We start from the raw sequence: 15,734 nt of genomic DNA on the forward strand, positions 1-15,734 counted from the left end.
CCGGTACAGCGGAATACACATCTCCTGGAGTGCTTGTCATGCATCACCGACCTTCCGTGTTCAAAGCGTGTGTTTTTCTCTTCGCCGCATCGGCGTGCGTTGCCAGCCTCGCGCAGGCGGCGGACAGCAAGCTCGACGATGTGCTCAAGCGCGGGCATCTGATCGTGGGTACAGGCAGTACCAATGCGCCGTGGCACTTCCAGGGAGCGGATGGCAAGTTGCAGGGGTTCGATATCGACATTGGCCGCATCGTGGCCAAGGGGTTGTTCAATGACCCGAGCAAGGTCGAGTTCGTGGTGCAGTCGTCCGACGCACGGATTCCCAATCTGCTGACCGACAAGGTCGACATGAGTTGCCAGTTCATCACCGTCACCGCCAGCCGTGCGCAGCAAGTGGCCTTCACCCTGCCGTATTACCGCGAAGGCGTCGGCCTGCTGCTGCCGAACACCAGCCAGTACAAGCAAATCGAGGACCTGCAGGCCGCGGGCGATGACGTCACCGTGGCCGTGCTGCAGAACGTGTATGCCGAGCAATTGGTGCATCAGGCGCTGCCCAAGGCCAAGGTCGACCAGTACGACAGCGTCGACCTGATGTACCAGGCCGTGAACTCCGGTCGCGCCGATGCCGCCGCCACCGACCAGTCCTCGGTCAAATACCTGATGGTGCAAAACCCTGGCCGCTACCGCAGCCCGACCTACGCCTGGAGCCCGCAGACCTACGCGTGCGCGGTCAAGCATGGCGACCAGGACTGGCTGAACTTCGTCAATACCGCGCTGCATGAAGCCATGACCGGCGTCGAATTCCCCACCTACAAGGCCTCGTTCAAGCAATGGTTCGGCGTTGACCTGCCCGAGCCGGCGATTGGTTTTCCTGTGGAATTCAAGTGATCCGCAACAATCGGGGCGCGCTTGACGGCGCCCCACTCAGGTACTGTCGACCATGAACTATCAGTTGAACTTTGCCGCCGTATGGCGTGATTTCGACACCTTGCTGGCGGGCCTCGGCCTGGGCCTGCAGTTGGCCTTGCTGTCGATCGCCATCGGCTGCGTGATCGGCCTGCTGATGGCGTTTGCCATGCTCTCCAGGCACCGCGCGTTGCGTATCTTTGCTTCGGTGTACGTGACGGTGGTGCGCAACACGCCGATCCTGGTGTTGATCCTGTTGATCTACTTCGCCTTGCCGTCGCTGGGGATTCGCCTGGATAAAATTCCGTCGTTCATCATTACCCTGTCGCTGTATGCCGGGGCCTATCTGACCGAGGTATTCCGCGCCGGGCTGTTGAACATTCCCAAGGGCCTGCGCGAAGCCGGCTTGGCGATTGGCCTGGGTGAGTGGCGTATCCGCGCCTATATCACCGTGCCGGTGATGCTGCGCAACGTGCTGCCGGCGCTGTCGAACAACTTTATCTCGCTGTTCAAGGACACGTCCCTGGCCGCTGCGATTGCGGTGCCGGAGCTGACCTATTACGCCCGCAAGATCAACGTCGAAAGCTACCGGGTGATTGAAACCTGGCTGGTCACGACCGCGCTCTACGTGGCTGCCTGTTACCTCATTGCCATGCTGCTCCGTTACCTGGAACAGCGTCTGGCGATTCGTCGTTAAGGAGGGTTTCCATGTACGAATCCCCCAGTTGGCTGCATGAATTGTGGATCGCCCGGGAGACGCTGTGGGCAGGGTTTCAGACCAGTATCTATTGCTCGGCGCTGGCAATCTTTTTCGGCACCCTGATCGGTATCTGCGCCGGGATGGTGCTCACTTACGGCACGTTCTGGATGCGTGCGCCGTTTCGTCTGTATGTCGACCTGATTCGCGGCACGCCGGTGTTTGTGCTGGTGTTGGCGTGCTTCTACATGCTGCCGGCGCTCGGTTGGCAGATCAGCGCGTTCCAGGCCGGCGCCGTCGGGCTCACGCTGTTTTGTGGCTCCCACGTCGCGGAAATCGTGCGCGGTGCGCTGCAGGCCATTCCCCGTGGGCAACTGGAAGCGGGCAAGGCGATTGGCCTGACGTTCTACCAGTCCCTGGGCTACGTGCTGTTGCCCCAGGCGTTGCGGCAGATCCTGCCGACCTGGGTCAATTCCTCCACGGAAATCGTCAAGGCCTCGACCCTGCTCTCGGTCATCGGCGTGGCCGAGTTGCTGCTGAGCACCCAGCAAGTCATCGCACGCACCTTCATGACCCTGGAGTTCTACCTGTTCGCAGGCTTTATGTTCTTTGTCATCAACTACGCCATTGAATTATTCGGGCGCTACATAGAAAAGCGGGTGGCCTTGCCATGAATCAACGTCAAACAACCGAACCACTGCTGAATATTCGTGGCCTGCGCAAGCAATACGGGGCAGTGGAAGTACTCAAGGGGGTCGACCTGAGCCTGCAGCGCGGCAACGTGGTGACCCTGATCGGCTCCAGCGGCTCGGGCAAGACCACGCTGTTGCGTTGCGTCAACCTGCTGGAAGAATTCCAGGGCGGGCAGATTACCCTGGACGGCGAGTCCATCGGTTACAGCGACGTGGCCGGCAAGCGCGTGCGTCATCCCGAGCGCGTGATCGCCCAACACCGCGCAATGACCGGCATGGCGTTCCAGCAGTTCAACCTGTTTCCGCATTTGACCGCCTTGCAGAACGTGACCCTGGGGTTGTTGAAAGTTAAGAAAATGCCTCAGGACGAGGCCGTGTCGCTTGCGGAAAAATGGCTCGACCGCGTGGGACTTCTGGAGCGTCGCAATCACTTTCCCGGTCAGTTGTCCGGCGGCCAGCAACAGCGCGTGGCGATTGCACGGGCGATTGCCATGAACCCCAGCCTGATGCTGTTCGACGAAGTGACCTCGGCCCTCGACCCGGAACTGGTAGGCGAAGTGCTCAACGTGATCAAGGGGCTGGCGGAGGAGGGCATGACCATGTTGCTGGTCACCCACGAAATGCGCTTTGCCTACGAAGTGTCGGACAAGATCGTTTTCATGAACCAGGGGCGCATTGAAGAGCAGGGCAGCGCCAAGGATATTTTCGAACGCCCGCAGTCGCCGCGCCTGGCGGAATTTCTCAAGAACATTCGTTTTTAATCAAGGAGCTATTTTATGAGCATTACTCGTTACGGTGCCGGTAGTACTGCCGGCGGCGGCCAGCCACGTCCCTTCGCCCGCGCAGTGGAAGCGGACGGCTGGTTGTACGTCTCAGGCCAGGTGCCTGCGGTGGACGGCGAAATCATCACTGGCGGCATCATCGAGCAAACCCGCCAAACCATGCGCAACGTGGTGGCGATCCTTGAAGAGGCCGGCTACGAATTGAAAGACGTGGTGCGTGTCGGCGTGTGGCTGGAAGACTCACGGGACTTCTGGAGTTTCAACAAGGTGTTCGGCGAATACTTCACGGCCGAACACGCCCCGGCGCGGGCGTGCGTGCAGGCGAACATGATGGTCGATTGCAAGGTCGAGATCGATTGCGTGGCCTACAAGAAAAAGGGCTAAATTGGCCCCACTCTCTACACCACAGCTGCTCCAATGTGGGAGGGGGCTTGCCCCCGATAGCGGTGTATCAGTAACAGCTGTATGGACTGACACACTGCAATCGGGGGCAAGCCCCCTCCCACAGGAGAACTTTGTCGCACACATCAACTTCGACCGGACCGGAACCGCCATGACCGAAGACACCATCAAACGCCGCGCCAAAGGCCTGGACCGTGCGTTCGATATTCTCGATTTTCTCAAGGAAATCGGCCAGCCGCTGCGCCCGAATGATATCGCCAGCGGCATCGGCAGCCCCAAGTCCACGGTCTATGAACTGGTCGCCTCGCTGCTCGAGCGCCGCATCCTGGAAACCGTGGGCAAGGACGGTCACGTCTACCTCGGGCGCCAGCTGTATTTCCTCGGCCAGGCGCACCTGCGCCACTTCGACCTGACGCGCGAGGCCGACCACGCCTTGCAGGAGATCGTCAGCAAGACCCACGAAACCGCGCAGATGTGCCTGCTCAACGGGCGCAAGTACACGGTAGCGCTGATGCGCGAAGGCCAGCGGCATTTCCGTATTTCGTCGGATATCGGTGAAAACGCGCCGATCCCCTGGACCGCTTCCGGGCGCCTGTTGCTGGGGCATTTGAGCGACCAGCAGATCATCGACCTGATCGACTCCGACGATTTCATCCTGCCCGATGGCCTGCGCCTGCCCCTGGAGACCTTCCTGGCACAGATCCGCCAGGCCACCCTCGACGGGTTCTTCTCCTTCGACAGCGTGGCCGACACCTTTACCCACTGCTTTGCCGCCCCGGTGCGCGACGCGCAGGGCACCAGCATTGCAACGCTGTGCATCGTTGCCCCCCGGGCTGATGCGAGCAAAAACTACCATGACTATCGCCGGGTGCTGATCGACAGCGCCAACAACCTGGCCCGGCGCATCACCGAATAGGAATTTCCCATGTCTGCCTTCAATGCCGTTGAAAAAGGCGCCGCCGCCATTGGCGCTCATCTGGTCCGCGACGTGAGCCTGCCGGCCCTGGTGCTGCACCGCGAGGCACTGGAACACAACATCCGCTGGATGCAGGCATTCGTCAGTGCCAGCGGCGCGCAGTTGGCGCCCCACGGCAAGACCAGCATGATGCCGGCATTGTTCCAGCGTCAGGTCGCTGCGGGTGCGTGGGGCATCACCCTGGCCAACGCCGTGCAGACCCGCGCTGCCTACGCCGGTGGCGTGCGTCGCGTGCTGATGGCCAACCAGTTGGTGGGGGCGCCGAACATGGCGTTGATTGCCGACCTGCTGGCCGATCAGGATTTTGACTTTCATTGCATGGTCGATCACCCGGACAACGTCGCTGACCTGGGCCTGTTCTTCGCCGCCCGTGGCCTGCGCCTGAACGTGATGATCGAGTACGGTGTAGTCGGTGGTCGCTGCGGCTGCCGCAGCGAGCAGCAAGTGCGCGAATTGGCCAAGGCGATCAAGGCTCAACCTGCGCTGGCCCTGACCGGTATCGAAGGCTACGAAGGGGTGATCCACGGCGAGCACGCCATCAGCGGCATCCGTGACTTCGCCGCCAGCCTCGTGCGACTGGCAGTGGACCTGCAGGACAACGGCTTTTTTGACCTGCCCAAACCCATCGTCACAGCCTCGGGTTCGGCCTGGTATGACCTGATCGCCGAATCCTTCGAGCAACAGAATGCCGCCGGGCGCTTCCTCAGCGTGCTGCGCCCAGGCAGCTACGTGGCCCACGACCATGGTATCTACAAGCAAGCGCAATGCTGTGTGCTTGACCGTCGCAGCGACCTCGACGAAGGCTTGCGCCCGGCGCTGGAAGTCTGGGCCCATGTGCAATCGTTGCCGGAACCGGGCTTTGCGGTGATCGCCCTGGGCAAGCGCGACGTGGCCTACGACGCCGGTCTGCCGGTACCGCTCAAGCGCTACAAGGCCGGGATCGTGCCGGCCGAGGGCGATGATGTGAGCGCGTGCCAGGTGACCGCCGTGATGGACCAGCATGCGTTCATGACCGTGGCGCCGGGGGTTGACCTGCGCATTGGCGACATCATTTCGTTTGGTACGTCCCACCCATGCCTGACCTTCGACAAGTGGCAGGTGGGTTGCCTGGTGGATGAGCAGTTGCGGGTGATCGAGTCCCTGCGTACGTGTTTCTAGACCGCGTCGTGCCTATCGGGCGGCAAGCCCCCTCCCACATTTGGAATGCGTTCCCCTGTGGGAAGGGGGCTTGCCCCCGATGAGGCCATCAGCCCCACCGAGACAGCAGCCATGACCACTAAACCGCGCATCGCCCTTATCGGCGAATGCATGATCGAACTGCAACACCGCGCCGACGGCAGCCTGCACCAGAGCTTCGGCGGTGACACCCTGAACACCGCGGTGTACCTGCGCCGCGAACTGGGTGATATCGGCAGCGTCGACTACGTCACTGCCCTGGGCGATGACAGTTTCAGCGATTCAATGTGCGCACAGTGGCAAGCCGAGGGCATCGGCCTGGGCATGGTCCAGCGCCTGCCCGGACGCCTGCCGGGTTTGTATTGCATCCAGACCGATGCCAATGGCGAGCGTAAGTTTCTCTACTGGCGCAACGAAGCGGCCGTACGCGATTGCTTCACCACGCCTGCGGCCGAACCGATCCTGGCGGCGTTGCCGGAGTATGACGTGGTGTATTTCAGCGGCATCACCCTTGCGGTGCTCGGTGCGGTTGGGCGCGAGCGCTTGCTGGACACCCTGGTAGAGACCCGCCGCCGGGGTGGCAAGGTGGTGTTCGATAACAACTACCGGCCACGCTTATGGGTCGATGTGGACACGGCTCGTGAGGCCTATCGCAAGGTGTTGGCTGAAGTGGACATCGCCTTGCTGACCGAGGATGACGAGCGCGCGTTGTTTGCTTATGAGGACAGCGAACAGGTATTTGCGGCCTATCCAGCGATTGCGCAGGTGGTGCTCAAGCGGGGCGCGGATGCGTGTTTGATTCGTTGCGCGGGGGAGCGCTATGCGGTGCCGGCGGTAACGGTGGAGAAGGTGGTGGACACCACGGCGGCGGGGGATTCGTTCAGTGCGGCGTATCTGGCCGGGCGGCTCAAGGGTGAGTCGCCGCAAGAGGCAGCGTTGGCGGGGCATCGGCTGGCGAGTCGGGTGATTCAGGTGCCGGGGGCGTTGATACCGAGGTGAGTGGCCGCCTGTGGCGGATCGGGGGCAAGCCCCCTCCCACATTTGGAATGCGTTCCCCTGTGGGAGGGGGCTTGCCCCCGATGGCGGTGTAAAGCCAACCCCCTCAGTCCCGGTAAAACACCTGCACCAGGTGATACCCAAACTTGCTCTTGATCGGCCCATGCACCACCTTCACCGGCTTCTTGAAGATCACCGCATCGATGGCCCCCACCATCTGCCCGGGCCGCACCTCACCCAGATCGCCGCCACGCTTGCCCGACGGGCAGGTGGAGTACTTCTTGGCGAGCACGTCAAAGGCTTCGCCCTTGGCAATGCGCTGCTTGAGTTGTTCGGCTTCTTCGCTGGTTTTCACCAGGATATGGCGGGCTTGGGCTTTCATTGATGTCTACCAGGTGTGCGACGGCGCGCGATTATGCCTGAACTCAGGCATCGACGCCGATCATGCTGCGGATTTTAGTGGCCAACAGGTCGATGGAAAATGGCTTGGCGACCATGTCCATGCCGTCCTCCAGGAAGCCCTGGCGTTCAGCGGCTTTCTCGGCATAACCGGTCATGAACAGCACGCGCAGGCCCGGGCGATGCTGGCGGGCGATTTCCGCCAGTTGCCTGCCGTTCATGCCCGGCAGGCCGACGTCGGTCACCAGCAAATCCACGCGCAAGTCCGATTCCAGCAGCGGCAGCGCGGCACGCGCATCCGCCGCCTGGTGAGCGGTATAGCCCAGTTCGTCGAGCAGATTGACCACCAGCATGCGCACCGCCGGGTCGTCCTCGACCACCACCACGGCTTCTCCGGCCAGGGCCACCGGGGCTTCGCTCAGGCTGGCGGGCAGGCTGCTTTCCAGCGCGGTGCCGTGCAGGCGCGGCAAGTACAGGCGCACGCACGTGCCCTGGCCCGGCTCGCTCTGGATAGTCACATGGCCACCGGACTGTTGGGCGAAGCCGTAGATCATCGACAAGCCCAGTCCGGTGCCTTGGCCGATGGGTTTGGTGGTAAAGAACGGGTCGAAGGCCTTGGCCAGGATCTTCGGCGCCATGCCGCTGCCGTTGTCGCGCACGCCGAGCATCACGTAGTCGCCGGCCTTGACCGGCTCCAGGGTGGTGATATCGGTGCCGTCCAGATAACTGTTGGCGGTTTCGATCAGCAGTTCGCCGCCGTCGGGCATGGCGTCGCGGGCATTGATCACCAGGTTGAGCAGGGCGTTTTCCAGTTGGCTGGCGTCGGTGTTCACCGGCCAGATGTCTTTGCCAAGCTGCACGTTGAGGGTGATATGCGCGCCCTTGGTGCGGCGGAAGAGGTCTTCCAGGGACGCCACCAGTTGGTTGGGATCGGTGGGTCGCCGGTCCAGCGATTGGCGCCGTGAGAACGCCAGCAGTCGGTGGGTAAGGGCGGCGGCGCGGTGGGCGGACGTCACGGCGGCATCGGCAAAGCGGCCTATGTCCTCACTGCGGCCGTCGGCAATGTAGCGTTGCATCAGGTCGAGGCTGCCGATGATACCGGTGAGCATATTGTTGAAGTCGTGGGCGATACCGCCCGTGAGCTGACCCACCGCTTCCATTTTCTGCGCGTGGCGCAAGGCATCTTCGGCCCGCTCGCGCTCGAACATCTCGTTCTGCAGGCGCTGGTTGGCCTCGGCCAGTGCCTGGGTGCGCTGGGCCACGCGTTCTTCAAGGTTCTCGTTGAGATGGCGCAGGGCTTCTTCGGTGAGTTTGCGTTCGGTCTCATCGATCACAAAGATGTAGAAACCGTTCACCGAGCCGTCGTTGCTGAAGCGCGGCAGGTACTTCATCAAGGCATGGCGCGCTCGCCCGTCGCGATGGGGCGAGACGGTCATGAAGCTGCACGCCTTGCCGTTGAGCGCGGCGGCGATCTTGTCTGCGCGCCCGGCGTACACCTCGTCGCCGATGACTTCGCGGATGGTCTTGCCGTACAGCTCCTGTGGCGTCTTGCCGTACCAGTCGAGGTAGGCGCTGTTGTTCAGGCGAAAGCGCTGCTCGTGGTCGACATAGCCGATCAACACCGGCATGGCGTTGATGATCAGTTGCAGCTCGGTCTGGCTTTGACGCAGCGCCTGCTCGGTGTGCTTGCGCTCGGTGAGGTCCAGCGCGGCGCCAAGGAACCGCGCCGGCCGTCCCTGCGGGTCCTTGTAGCAACGGCCACGGGCAAACACCCAGCGCACCTGGCCGTCGGCTTGCTGCAGGCGGTATTCCTCGGCGTATTCGGTGCCGTAGGTGATGCAGTGCTTGATGCTGCGCGTGACCGAGCCTCGGTCTTCGGGGTGCACGCCGAGCAGGTAGGCGCTGATGGGCAACAGGTCGGCGTCATTCGGGTCGACGCTATGCAAGTAAGCGAAATGCGCGTCGGCGATAAAGCGGTCTTCGCCGATGTCCCAGTCCCAGGTGCCTACCGCGTCGGTCGCCGCCAGTGCCAGCTGCAGACGCTGCTCGGTACTGTGCTGGGCCTTGAGGCTGTCTTCGGAGCGCTGCTGCAATTCGAGGGCTTTGCTGCGCCGCTCGTTGGTTTCGATGGCGGTGACCAGGATGCCGGCCACGCGGCCGCTTTCATCGCGCACCGGGCTGTAGGTCAGGTCGAGCCAGATCTCAGTGTCGCGATGGTTGCGCTGCAGCACAAAACACTGCTCGCTGAAGGTTCGCACCTGGCCGCTGAGCACCGCGTCATAGATCGGCGCAGCAAAGCTCTGCAGTTCCGGCCAGGTCGTGTGTACCGGCTGGCCCAGGGCGTCGGGGTGCTTGTTGCCGGCCAGCAGGGCGAAGCCATCGTTGTAGAGCTGGATGAGCTGCTCGCCCCAGAGCAGCAGCATCGGCATGGGCGAATGCACCACGATATCCACGGCGGTGCGCAGACTTTGCGGCCAGTCATTGGCCTCACCGAGGGGGCTTTGCGCCCAGTCCAGCCGCTCGATCAGTGCAGCGGCCTCGCTACCGGTGGATGTTCCATTCATAAACAAGCCTTGCGCTTCACGCTCTGAAAAAAAGACAACGCCCATTATCCCAAGAGACAACCACGGGTGGCTACCTCGAAAAATAGCATGCATTGCCGGTTTTTCTTCAAAACGCCGTATCAGCGCTGAAACCTTTCATCTGTCACGCCAGCTCAGGGCGGTCGCGAAATTGCTCGAGCGCCTGCGGATTGGCCAACGCATCGGTGTTTTTCACCGGTTCACCGTGTACGACGTTGCGCACTGCCAATTCGACGATCTTGCCGCTGATGGTGCGTGGGATATCCGTGACCGCGAGGATCTTCGCCGGAACATGGCGCGGTGTGGTATTGGCGCGGATCACCTGGCGAATCTGCTGCTCCAGCGCTTCATCCAGTTGCACACCATCGTCAAGGCGCACAAACAGCACCACGCGCACATCGTCCTGCCAGCGCTGGCCGATGGCGAGGCTTTCCAGCACCTGGGGGACTTTTTCCACCTGGCGATAGATCTCGGCGGTACCGATGCGCACGCCGCCAGGGTTGAGCACCGCGTCGGAGCGGCCGTGGATCAGCAGGCTGGCGTTGGGACGCTGCTCGGCATAGTCGCCCTGGGCCCATACGCCGGGGAACTGGCTGAAATACGAAGCGCGCAGTTTCTGCTGGTGTGGATCGTTCCACAGCCCGATGGGCATGGCCGGAAAATGCCGGGTACACACCAGTTCGCCTTTTTCGCCGACCAGCGGTTGGCCCTGGTCGTCCCATACTTCGATGGCCATCCCCAGGCTCTTGCACTGCATTTCGCCACGGCGCACCGGCAGCACCGGGTTGCCGATCACGAAGCAGGAGACGATATCGGTGCCGCCGGACATGGACGACAGGCACAGCTCGCCCTTGATCTCGCGGTACACATAGTCGTAACTCTGGGGCGACAACGGCGAACCGGTGGAAATCAGGCCCTTGAGGCTGCTCAGGTGGTGGCTCAGGCGTGGCTGCAGCCCGGCTTTTTCCAGGGTGACGAGGAACTTGGGGCTGGTGCCGAACACACTGATGTTTTCCGCATCGATCAGGTCGATCAAACGCTCGGGGCCGGGATGGAACGGCGAGCCGTCATACAGCACCGCCGTGGCGCCAATCGCCAGCACCGACACCAGCCAGTTCCACATCATCCAGCCGCAGGTGGTGTAGTAGAACAGGCAGTCCTCGCGAGACAGGTCGGCATGCAGGCCATGTTCCTTGAGATGGGTGAGCAGCACGCCGCCGGTGCCGTGAATGATGCATTTGGGCACGCCAGTGGTGCCGCTGGAATAGAGGATATACAGCGGGTGATCGAACGGCACCGCGACAAATTCAGGCTCGCCGCCGGCCTGGTAGACGTCGTCCCACAGCGTGACCCGGGCTTGTGTGCGGTAGTCGCCGACCTGCGCCTGCGGGCGGGCGTAAGGCACGATGATCAGTTGCTCCAGGGACGGCAGCCGCGCGAGGATTTCATTGAGCTTGGCGCTCTGGTCGAGGGTCTTGCCGGCATAGCGATAACCGGCGCAGGTGATCAGCACCTTGGGTTCGATCTGACCGAACCGGTCGATGACGCCCTGAGTGCCGAAATCCGGCGAGGAGCACGACCAGACTGCGCCGAGACTGGTGGTGGCGAGCATGCCGACCAGGGTTTGCCAGGTGTTGGGCATGCACGCGGCCACCCGGTCACCGAGGCCGACCCCGGCCGCGCGCAAGCTTTTTTGCAGGCCCGCCACGTGCGCGGCCAGCTCGGCGTAGGTCAGTTGTTCGCGCTGGCCGTCTTCGCTGATGGCAACCACGGCAGGGTGATCGTCGCGGCGGCGCAGCAAGTGCTCCGCGAAGTTCAATGTCGCGCCGGGAAACCATTGGGCGCTGGGCATTTCATTGCCTTCGACCAGCGTGGCGCTGGGCGGGCTGCGAAAATGCACGTCGAAGAACGCCACGATGGCCTGCCAGAAGTCCGCGCGCTGGTCGATGCTCCATTGGTGCAGGGCGGGATAGTCGTTGAGCTGCACATCGTGGCGAGCATTGATAAAACGTCGGAACTGGTCCATGCGCGTGTTGGCGATGCGTTCGGGGGAGGGTTGCCAGAGGATGTCGGACATAGCGATATCTCTTGTTCTTTTACTGGTGTTCCAAACAATAGAGTTCCAGTGTGGGAGGGGGCTTGCCCCCGATGGCGGTGGTTCAGTTACAAATTTTCACTCTGACACACTGCCATCGGGGGCAAGCCCCCTCCCACATTTGATCTCCACTGCCTGGGGTTATTGGGCCAGCCAGCCGCCATCGATGTTCCACGCCGCACCACGCACCTGGGCGCCGGCCTCGCTGCATAAGAACAGCACCAACTCACCCAACTGTGACGGCGTCACAAACTCCAGCGACGGCTGTTTTTCCGCGAGCAGATCCTGCTGCGCCTGCTGCGGCTCCACCCCACTGGCCACACGATCATCAATCTGCTTCTGCACCAGCGGCGTCAGTACCCAGCCTGGGCAAATGGCATTGCACGTTACGTTGCTGGTAGCGGTTTCCAGGCCCACGACTTTGGTCAGGCCGATTACCCCGTGCTTGGCCGCCACATAGGCTGCCTTGCCCACCGAACCGACCTGGCCATGCACCGAGGCGATATTGACGATGCGTCCCCAGCCCCTGGCCTTCATGCCCGGCAGGCTCAAGCGGGTGCTGTGGAACACCGATGACAGGTTGATGGCGATGATCGAGTCCCAACGCTCCACCGGAAAGTCTTCCACTGCCGCCACGTGCTGGATGCCGGCGTTATTGACCAGAATGTCGATGCCGCCGAACTCGTGCTCGGCGTAGGCGAGCATCTCGGCGATCTGTGCCGGGTCGCTGACGTCCGCCGGGTGATGCCCGACCTTGCCGCCCAATGCCTGCACCTGGGCGATCACCGCGCTGGCGTCGCCGAAGCCGTTGAGGATCAGGTTGGCGCCGGCCTTGGCCAGGCTCAGGGCAATGCCCAGGCCGATGCCGCTGGTGGAGCCGGTGACCAGAGCCGTCTTGCCGTTCAATCTCGTCATGAAAACCTCACACAATGCCGGTGGCGTAGAAAGTACCGATCACCACGAACACCGCAAGGGTCTTGATGATCGTGATGCCGAAAATGTCCTTGTAGGCTTCGCGGTGAGTCAGCCCGGTCACCGCCAACAGCGTGATGACCGCGCCGTTGTGGGGCAGGGTGTCCATGCCGCCGCTGGCCATGGCCGCGACCCGGTGCAGCACTTCAAGGGGGATATTGGCCGCATGGGCCGCTGAAATAAAGCTCTCGGACATGGCTGCCAGGGCGATGCTCATGCCGCCGGACGCGGAGCCGGTAATCCCCGCCAGCAGGGTCACGGTAATGGCTTCGTTGACCAGCGGGTTGGGGATGCCCTTGAGCCAGTCCGCCAGTACCAGAAAGCCCGGCAACGAGGCGATCACTGCACCGAAACCGTATTCAGAGGCAGTGTTCATCGCCGCCAGCAACGCGCCGCTGACTGCACTTTTACTGCCTTCGGCCAGCTTGCTCTTGATCGCCGAGAAGCCGCACACCAGCACCACGATAATCCCCACCAGCAACGCCGCCTGCACCGCCCAGATCGCAGTGAGTTTGGCAATTTCAGTGGTCACCGGGGCGCTCATGCCGGGCAGGCTGAGGCTGTGGGTCTTGCCGTACCACTGCGGGATCCAGTGGGTGAACAGCAGGTTCATCACCCCTACCAGAATCAGCGGCGACAGCGCGATCCAGGGGTTGGGCAGGGTCAGGTTCTCGGCGGTTTCCGGTTCGTTGCGCAGCTCGGTGCCATAGCCTTCGCCCGCGCGCTGGGCCTTGTTGCGTTGGCGCGCCAGGTACAGCATGCCCGCGCAGAATACGAAGATCGTACCGATCAGCCCCAGCCACGGCGCCGCCCAGGCCGTGGTGTTGAAGAAGGTGCTGGGGATGATGTTCTGAATCTGCGGCGTGCCGGGCAGGGCGTCCATGGTGAACGAGAACGCGCCAAGGGCGATGGTGGCCGGGATCAGGCGCTTGGGGATATTGCTCTGGCGGAACATCTCCGCCGCAAACGGGTACACCGCAAAGACCACCACAAACAGCGACACACCGCCGTAGGTGAGCAGGGCGCAGACCAGTACGATCACCAGCATCGCCTGGCGCGTACCAAGCACACGAATGGCGGCGGCGACAATCGAGCGCGAAAAGCCTGACAGCTCGATCAGCTTGCCGAACACCGCGCCGAGCAGGAACACCGGGAAATACAGCTTGATAAAGCCGACCATCTTTTCCATGAACACCCCGGTAAAGGCCGGAGCGACAGCGGACGGGTCGGTGAGCAGCACAGCGCCAAGGGCAGCGATTGGGGCAAACAGGATGACGCTGTAGCCACGGTAGGCAGCCAGCATCAGCAGCGCCAGCGCTGCCAGGGCAATGATCACACTCATGGTGTGTCTCCATCGGATTGTTATTGTTGTGGGGTGGGGCTTTGGGGGAGGTATAGCGAGATGTGTGCCAAGTATTTAAGTTATTGAAATAAAAGGTTATTTATAGGATTTTGCGTTGATTATTTTGGAGGCTATCTCAATAGTGAGACAAACACAGCTCCAATGTGGGAGGGGGCTTGCCCCCGATGGCGGTATATCAGGTGTATATGCTTAACCTGACACACTGCTATCGGGGGCAAGCCCCCTCCCACATTGGGTTGTCTTTATATTGAGAGTGCTGTCTCTTTAGGGAGACTGAGTTAGCCCAAGGGCGATCATTTTCTTGTACAGCGTCGACCGCCCCAGCCCCAACCGCTTGGCGGCCTCCACCACATTCCCCGCGCACGCCTGCAAAGCCTCATCGATCAACTGCCGATCAAACCGCGCCCGCGCCGCCGCAAACGTCTCACCCTCGACTGTGGCCACCGCACCGCTTGCCACCGGGCTGAACGTACCAATCGCCGCACGGATCTGTGCGGCGTTCAACAGCAGGTCATCACTCAACAACGCCGCCCGCTCAAGCACATTGCGCAGCTCGCGGATATTGCCCGGCCAGGCATGGTGGGCCAACAGTGTCAGCGCTTCGGGGCTCAACTCATGCCGGCTGCGCAGTTCTTCCAGAATCGCTTCGCTCAGCGCGGGAATATCCTCCAGCCGTTCACGCAACGGCGGCACCTGGATCGGCAGGACATTGAGGCGGTAATACAGGTCTGCGCGGAACTCGCCACGCTTGATCGCCGCTTCCAGGTCCATGGAGGTGGCGGCAATCACCCGCACATCGCTGTGCAGCATCTCGTTGGAACCCACCGGTTCGAATTCCTTTTCCTGCAGCACCCGCAATAACTTGCTTTGCAGGGGCAGCGGCATGTCACCGATCTCATCCAGAAACAGCGTGCCACCCTGGGCGATCTGGAATTTTCCCGGCCGGCCCTTGCGGTCGGCGCCGGTAAACGCACCCGGTGCGGTGCCGAAAAACTCAGCCTCGAGCAGGTCATGGGGAATCGCCGCGCTGTTGATGCTGACGAACGCCTTGTGGGCGCGTGGCGACGCGCCATGGATGGCCTGGGCAAGCAGCTCCTTGCCGGTGCCGGTTTCACCGAGCAGCAGCACCGGCGATTCGGCGTTCGCACTGCGCCGCGCGCGGCGCTTGACTTCAAGGCTGGCGGCGCTGGTGCCGATAAAGTGCGCGAAGTTGTATTTGCTTTGCCGCGAGCGCAACAGCGAACGGGTGGACGCCAGCTCCTGCTGCATGCTCAGGTAGCGTTCGATCAGCGGCGACAGGTTGCGCAACTCATCGAACAACGCAAACCCGATCGCACCGATCACCGCGCCCGCTTCGTCGTGGATCGGCAGGCGCATCACCACCAGCGGGCCCTTGGGCGTGTCCTGGATATCCAGCAGGATCGGCCGGTCATTGCGCACCACCTGGCGCAGCAGGCTATTGGAAATCACCTGCTCGCAGGGTTGGCCGATGGCCTGCTCGGCGCTTTGCAGGCCGAAACGCCTGGCGTAGCGTTCGTTCATCCAGACGATATTCGCGTCGCGATCGACAATCACCGTGCCTTCGCTGGACTGCTCAATGATCTCGAACAGCGACTGGATAGCCAGGCCACGAACCTGTTGGTAATCCTTGAGGCTGGTACTCATGGGTACAAAATCCTGTAGGCGCGAGCTTGCTC

Annotated in this window: 14 protein-coding genes; 8 read left to right on the forward strand and 6 right to left on the reverse strand. The window is 62.1% G+C overall.

What is annotated here, in order from left to right:
* The first annotated feature begins 38 nt into the window (after positions 1-38).
* From PspCFBP13528_RS20060 to PspCFBP13528_RS20095, 8 genes are all read left to right on the forward strand, one after another.
* Positions 39-887: a transporter substrate-binding domain-containing protein gene (locus PspCFBP13528_RS20060; RefSeq protein ID WP_137201324.1), complete on the forward strand. Its 849-nt coding sequence runs from the start codon at positions 39-41 to the stop codon at positions 885-887.
* 52 nt (positions 888-939) lie between these two features.
* Positions 940-1,602 carry an amino acid ABC transporter permease gene (locus tag PspCFBP13528_RS20065; protein WP_017737242.1) on the forward strand — a complete coding sequence of 221 codons (663 nt, stop codon included), beginning with the start codon at positions 940-942 and terminating at the stop codon, positions 1,600-1,602.
* A gap of 11 nt (positions 1,603-1,613) precedes the next feature.
* The gene (locus PspCFBP13528_RS20070) at positions 1,614-2,276 is read left to right on the forward strand and encodes an amino acid ABC transporter permease (RefSeq protein ID WP_137201326.1); all 663 of its coding nucleotides are present in this window, start codon (positions 1,614-1,616) and stop codon (positions 2,274-2,276) included.
* A complete protein-coding gene (locus tag PspCFBP13528_RS20075) occupies positions 2,273-3,055 on the forward strand; it encodes an amino acid ABC transporter ATP-binding protein (RefSeq protein ID WP_137201328.1) in 783 nt (260 codons plus the stop codon). The genes PspCFBP13528_RS20070 and PspCFBP13528_RS20075 overlap by 4 nt, the downstream gene beginning before the upstream one ends.
* A 15-nt stretch (positions 3,056-3,070) precedes the next feature.
* A complete protein-coding gene (locus PspCFBP13528_RS20080; protein WP_137201330.1) occupies positions 3,071-3,460 on the forward strand; it encodes a RidA family protein in 390 nt (129 codons plus the stop codon).
* A gap of 169 nt (positions 3,461-3,629) precedes the next feature.
* Positions 3,630-4,394 carry an IclR family transcriptional regulator gene (locus PspCFBP13528_RS20085; RefSeq protein ID WP_137201331.1) on the forward strand — a complete coding sequence of 255 codons (765 nt, stop codon included), beginning with the start codon at positions 3,630-3,632 and terminating at the stop codon, positions 4,392-4,394.
* 9 nt (positions 4,395-4,403) lie between these two features.
* Entirely contained in the window at positions 4,404-5,612 is a 1,209-nt protein-coding gene (locus tag PspCFBP13528_RS20090; RefSeq protein ID WP_137201332.1) for an amino acid deaminase, read from the forward strand.
* Between the two features lie 111 nt (positions 5,613-5,723).
* The gene (locus PspCFBP13528_RS20095; protein WP_137201334.1) at positions 5,724-6,629 is read left to right on the forward strand and encodes a sugar kinase; all 906 of its coding nucleotides are present in this window, start codon (positions 5,724-5,726) and stop codon (positions 6,627-6,629) included.
* 103 nt (positions 6,630-6,732) lie between these two features.
* Here the strand turns inward: PspCFBP13528_RS20095 and PspCFBP13528_RS20100 are convergent, their stop codons facing one another.
* From PspCFBP13528_RS20100 to PspCFBP13528_RS20125, 6 genes are all read right to left on the reverse strand, one after another.
* Positions 6,733-7,008, reverse strand: coding sequence for a peptidylprolyl isomerase (locus PspCFBP13528_RS20100; RefSeq protein WP_003174397.1), 276 nt, complete (start codon positions 7,006-7,008; stop codon positions 6,733-6,735).
* Positions 7,009-7,051: 43 nt separating this feature from the next.
* A complete protein-coding gene (locus PspCFBP13528_RS20105) occupies positions 7,052-9,589 on the reverse strand; it encodes a PAS domain-containing protein (protein ID WP_137201336.1) in 2,538 nt (845 codons plus the stop codon).
* A 142-nt stretch (positions 9,590-9,731) separates the two neighbouring features.
* The gene (locus PspCFBP13528_RS20110; protein WP_137201338.1) at positions 9,732-11,684 is read right to left on the reverse strand and encodes an acetoacetate--CoA ligase; all 1,953 of its coding nucleotides are present in this window, start codon (positions 11,682-11,684) and stop codon (positions 9,732-9,734) included.
* Between the two features lie 159 nt (positions 11,685-11,843).
* Positions 11,844-12,617 (reverse strand): 3-hydroxybutyrate dehydrogenase, encoded by a 774-nt coding sequence (locus PspCFBP13528_RS20115; RefSeq protein WP_137201340.1) that lies wholly within the window; start codon positions 12,615-12,617, stop codon positions 11,844-11,846.
* A gap of 7 nt (positions 12,618-12,624) precedes the next feature.
* Positions 12,625-14,016: a GntP family permease gene (locus PspCFBP13528_RS20120; RefSeq protein ID WP_065952458.1), complete on the reverse strand. Its 1,392-nt coding sequence runs from the start codon at positions 14,014-14,016 to the stop codon at positions 12,625-12,627.
* Positions 14,017-14,301: 285 nt separating this feature from the next.
* The gene (locus tag PspCFBP13528_RS20125) at positions 14,302-15,702 is read right to left on the reverse strand and encodes a sigma 54-interacting transcriptional regulator (protein ID WP_137201342.1); all 1,401 of its coding nucleotides are present in this window, start codon (positions 15,700-15,702) and stop codon (positions 14,302-14,304) included.
* Positions 15,703-15,734: the final 32 nt, after the last annotated feature.

The sequence above is a fragment of the Pseudomonas sp. CFBP13528 genome, from assembly GCF_005233615.1.
Taxonomy (GTDB): Bacteria; Pseudomonadota; Gammaproteobacteria; order Pseudomonadales; family Pseudomonadaceae; genus Aquipseudomonas; species Aquipseudomonas fluorescens_AM.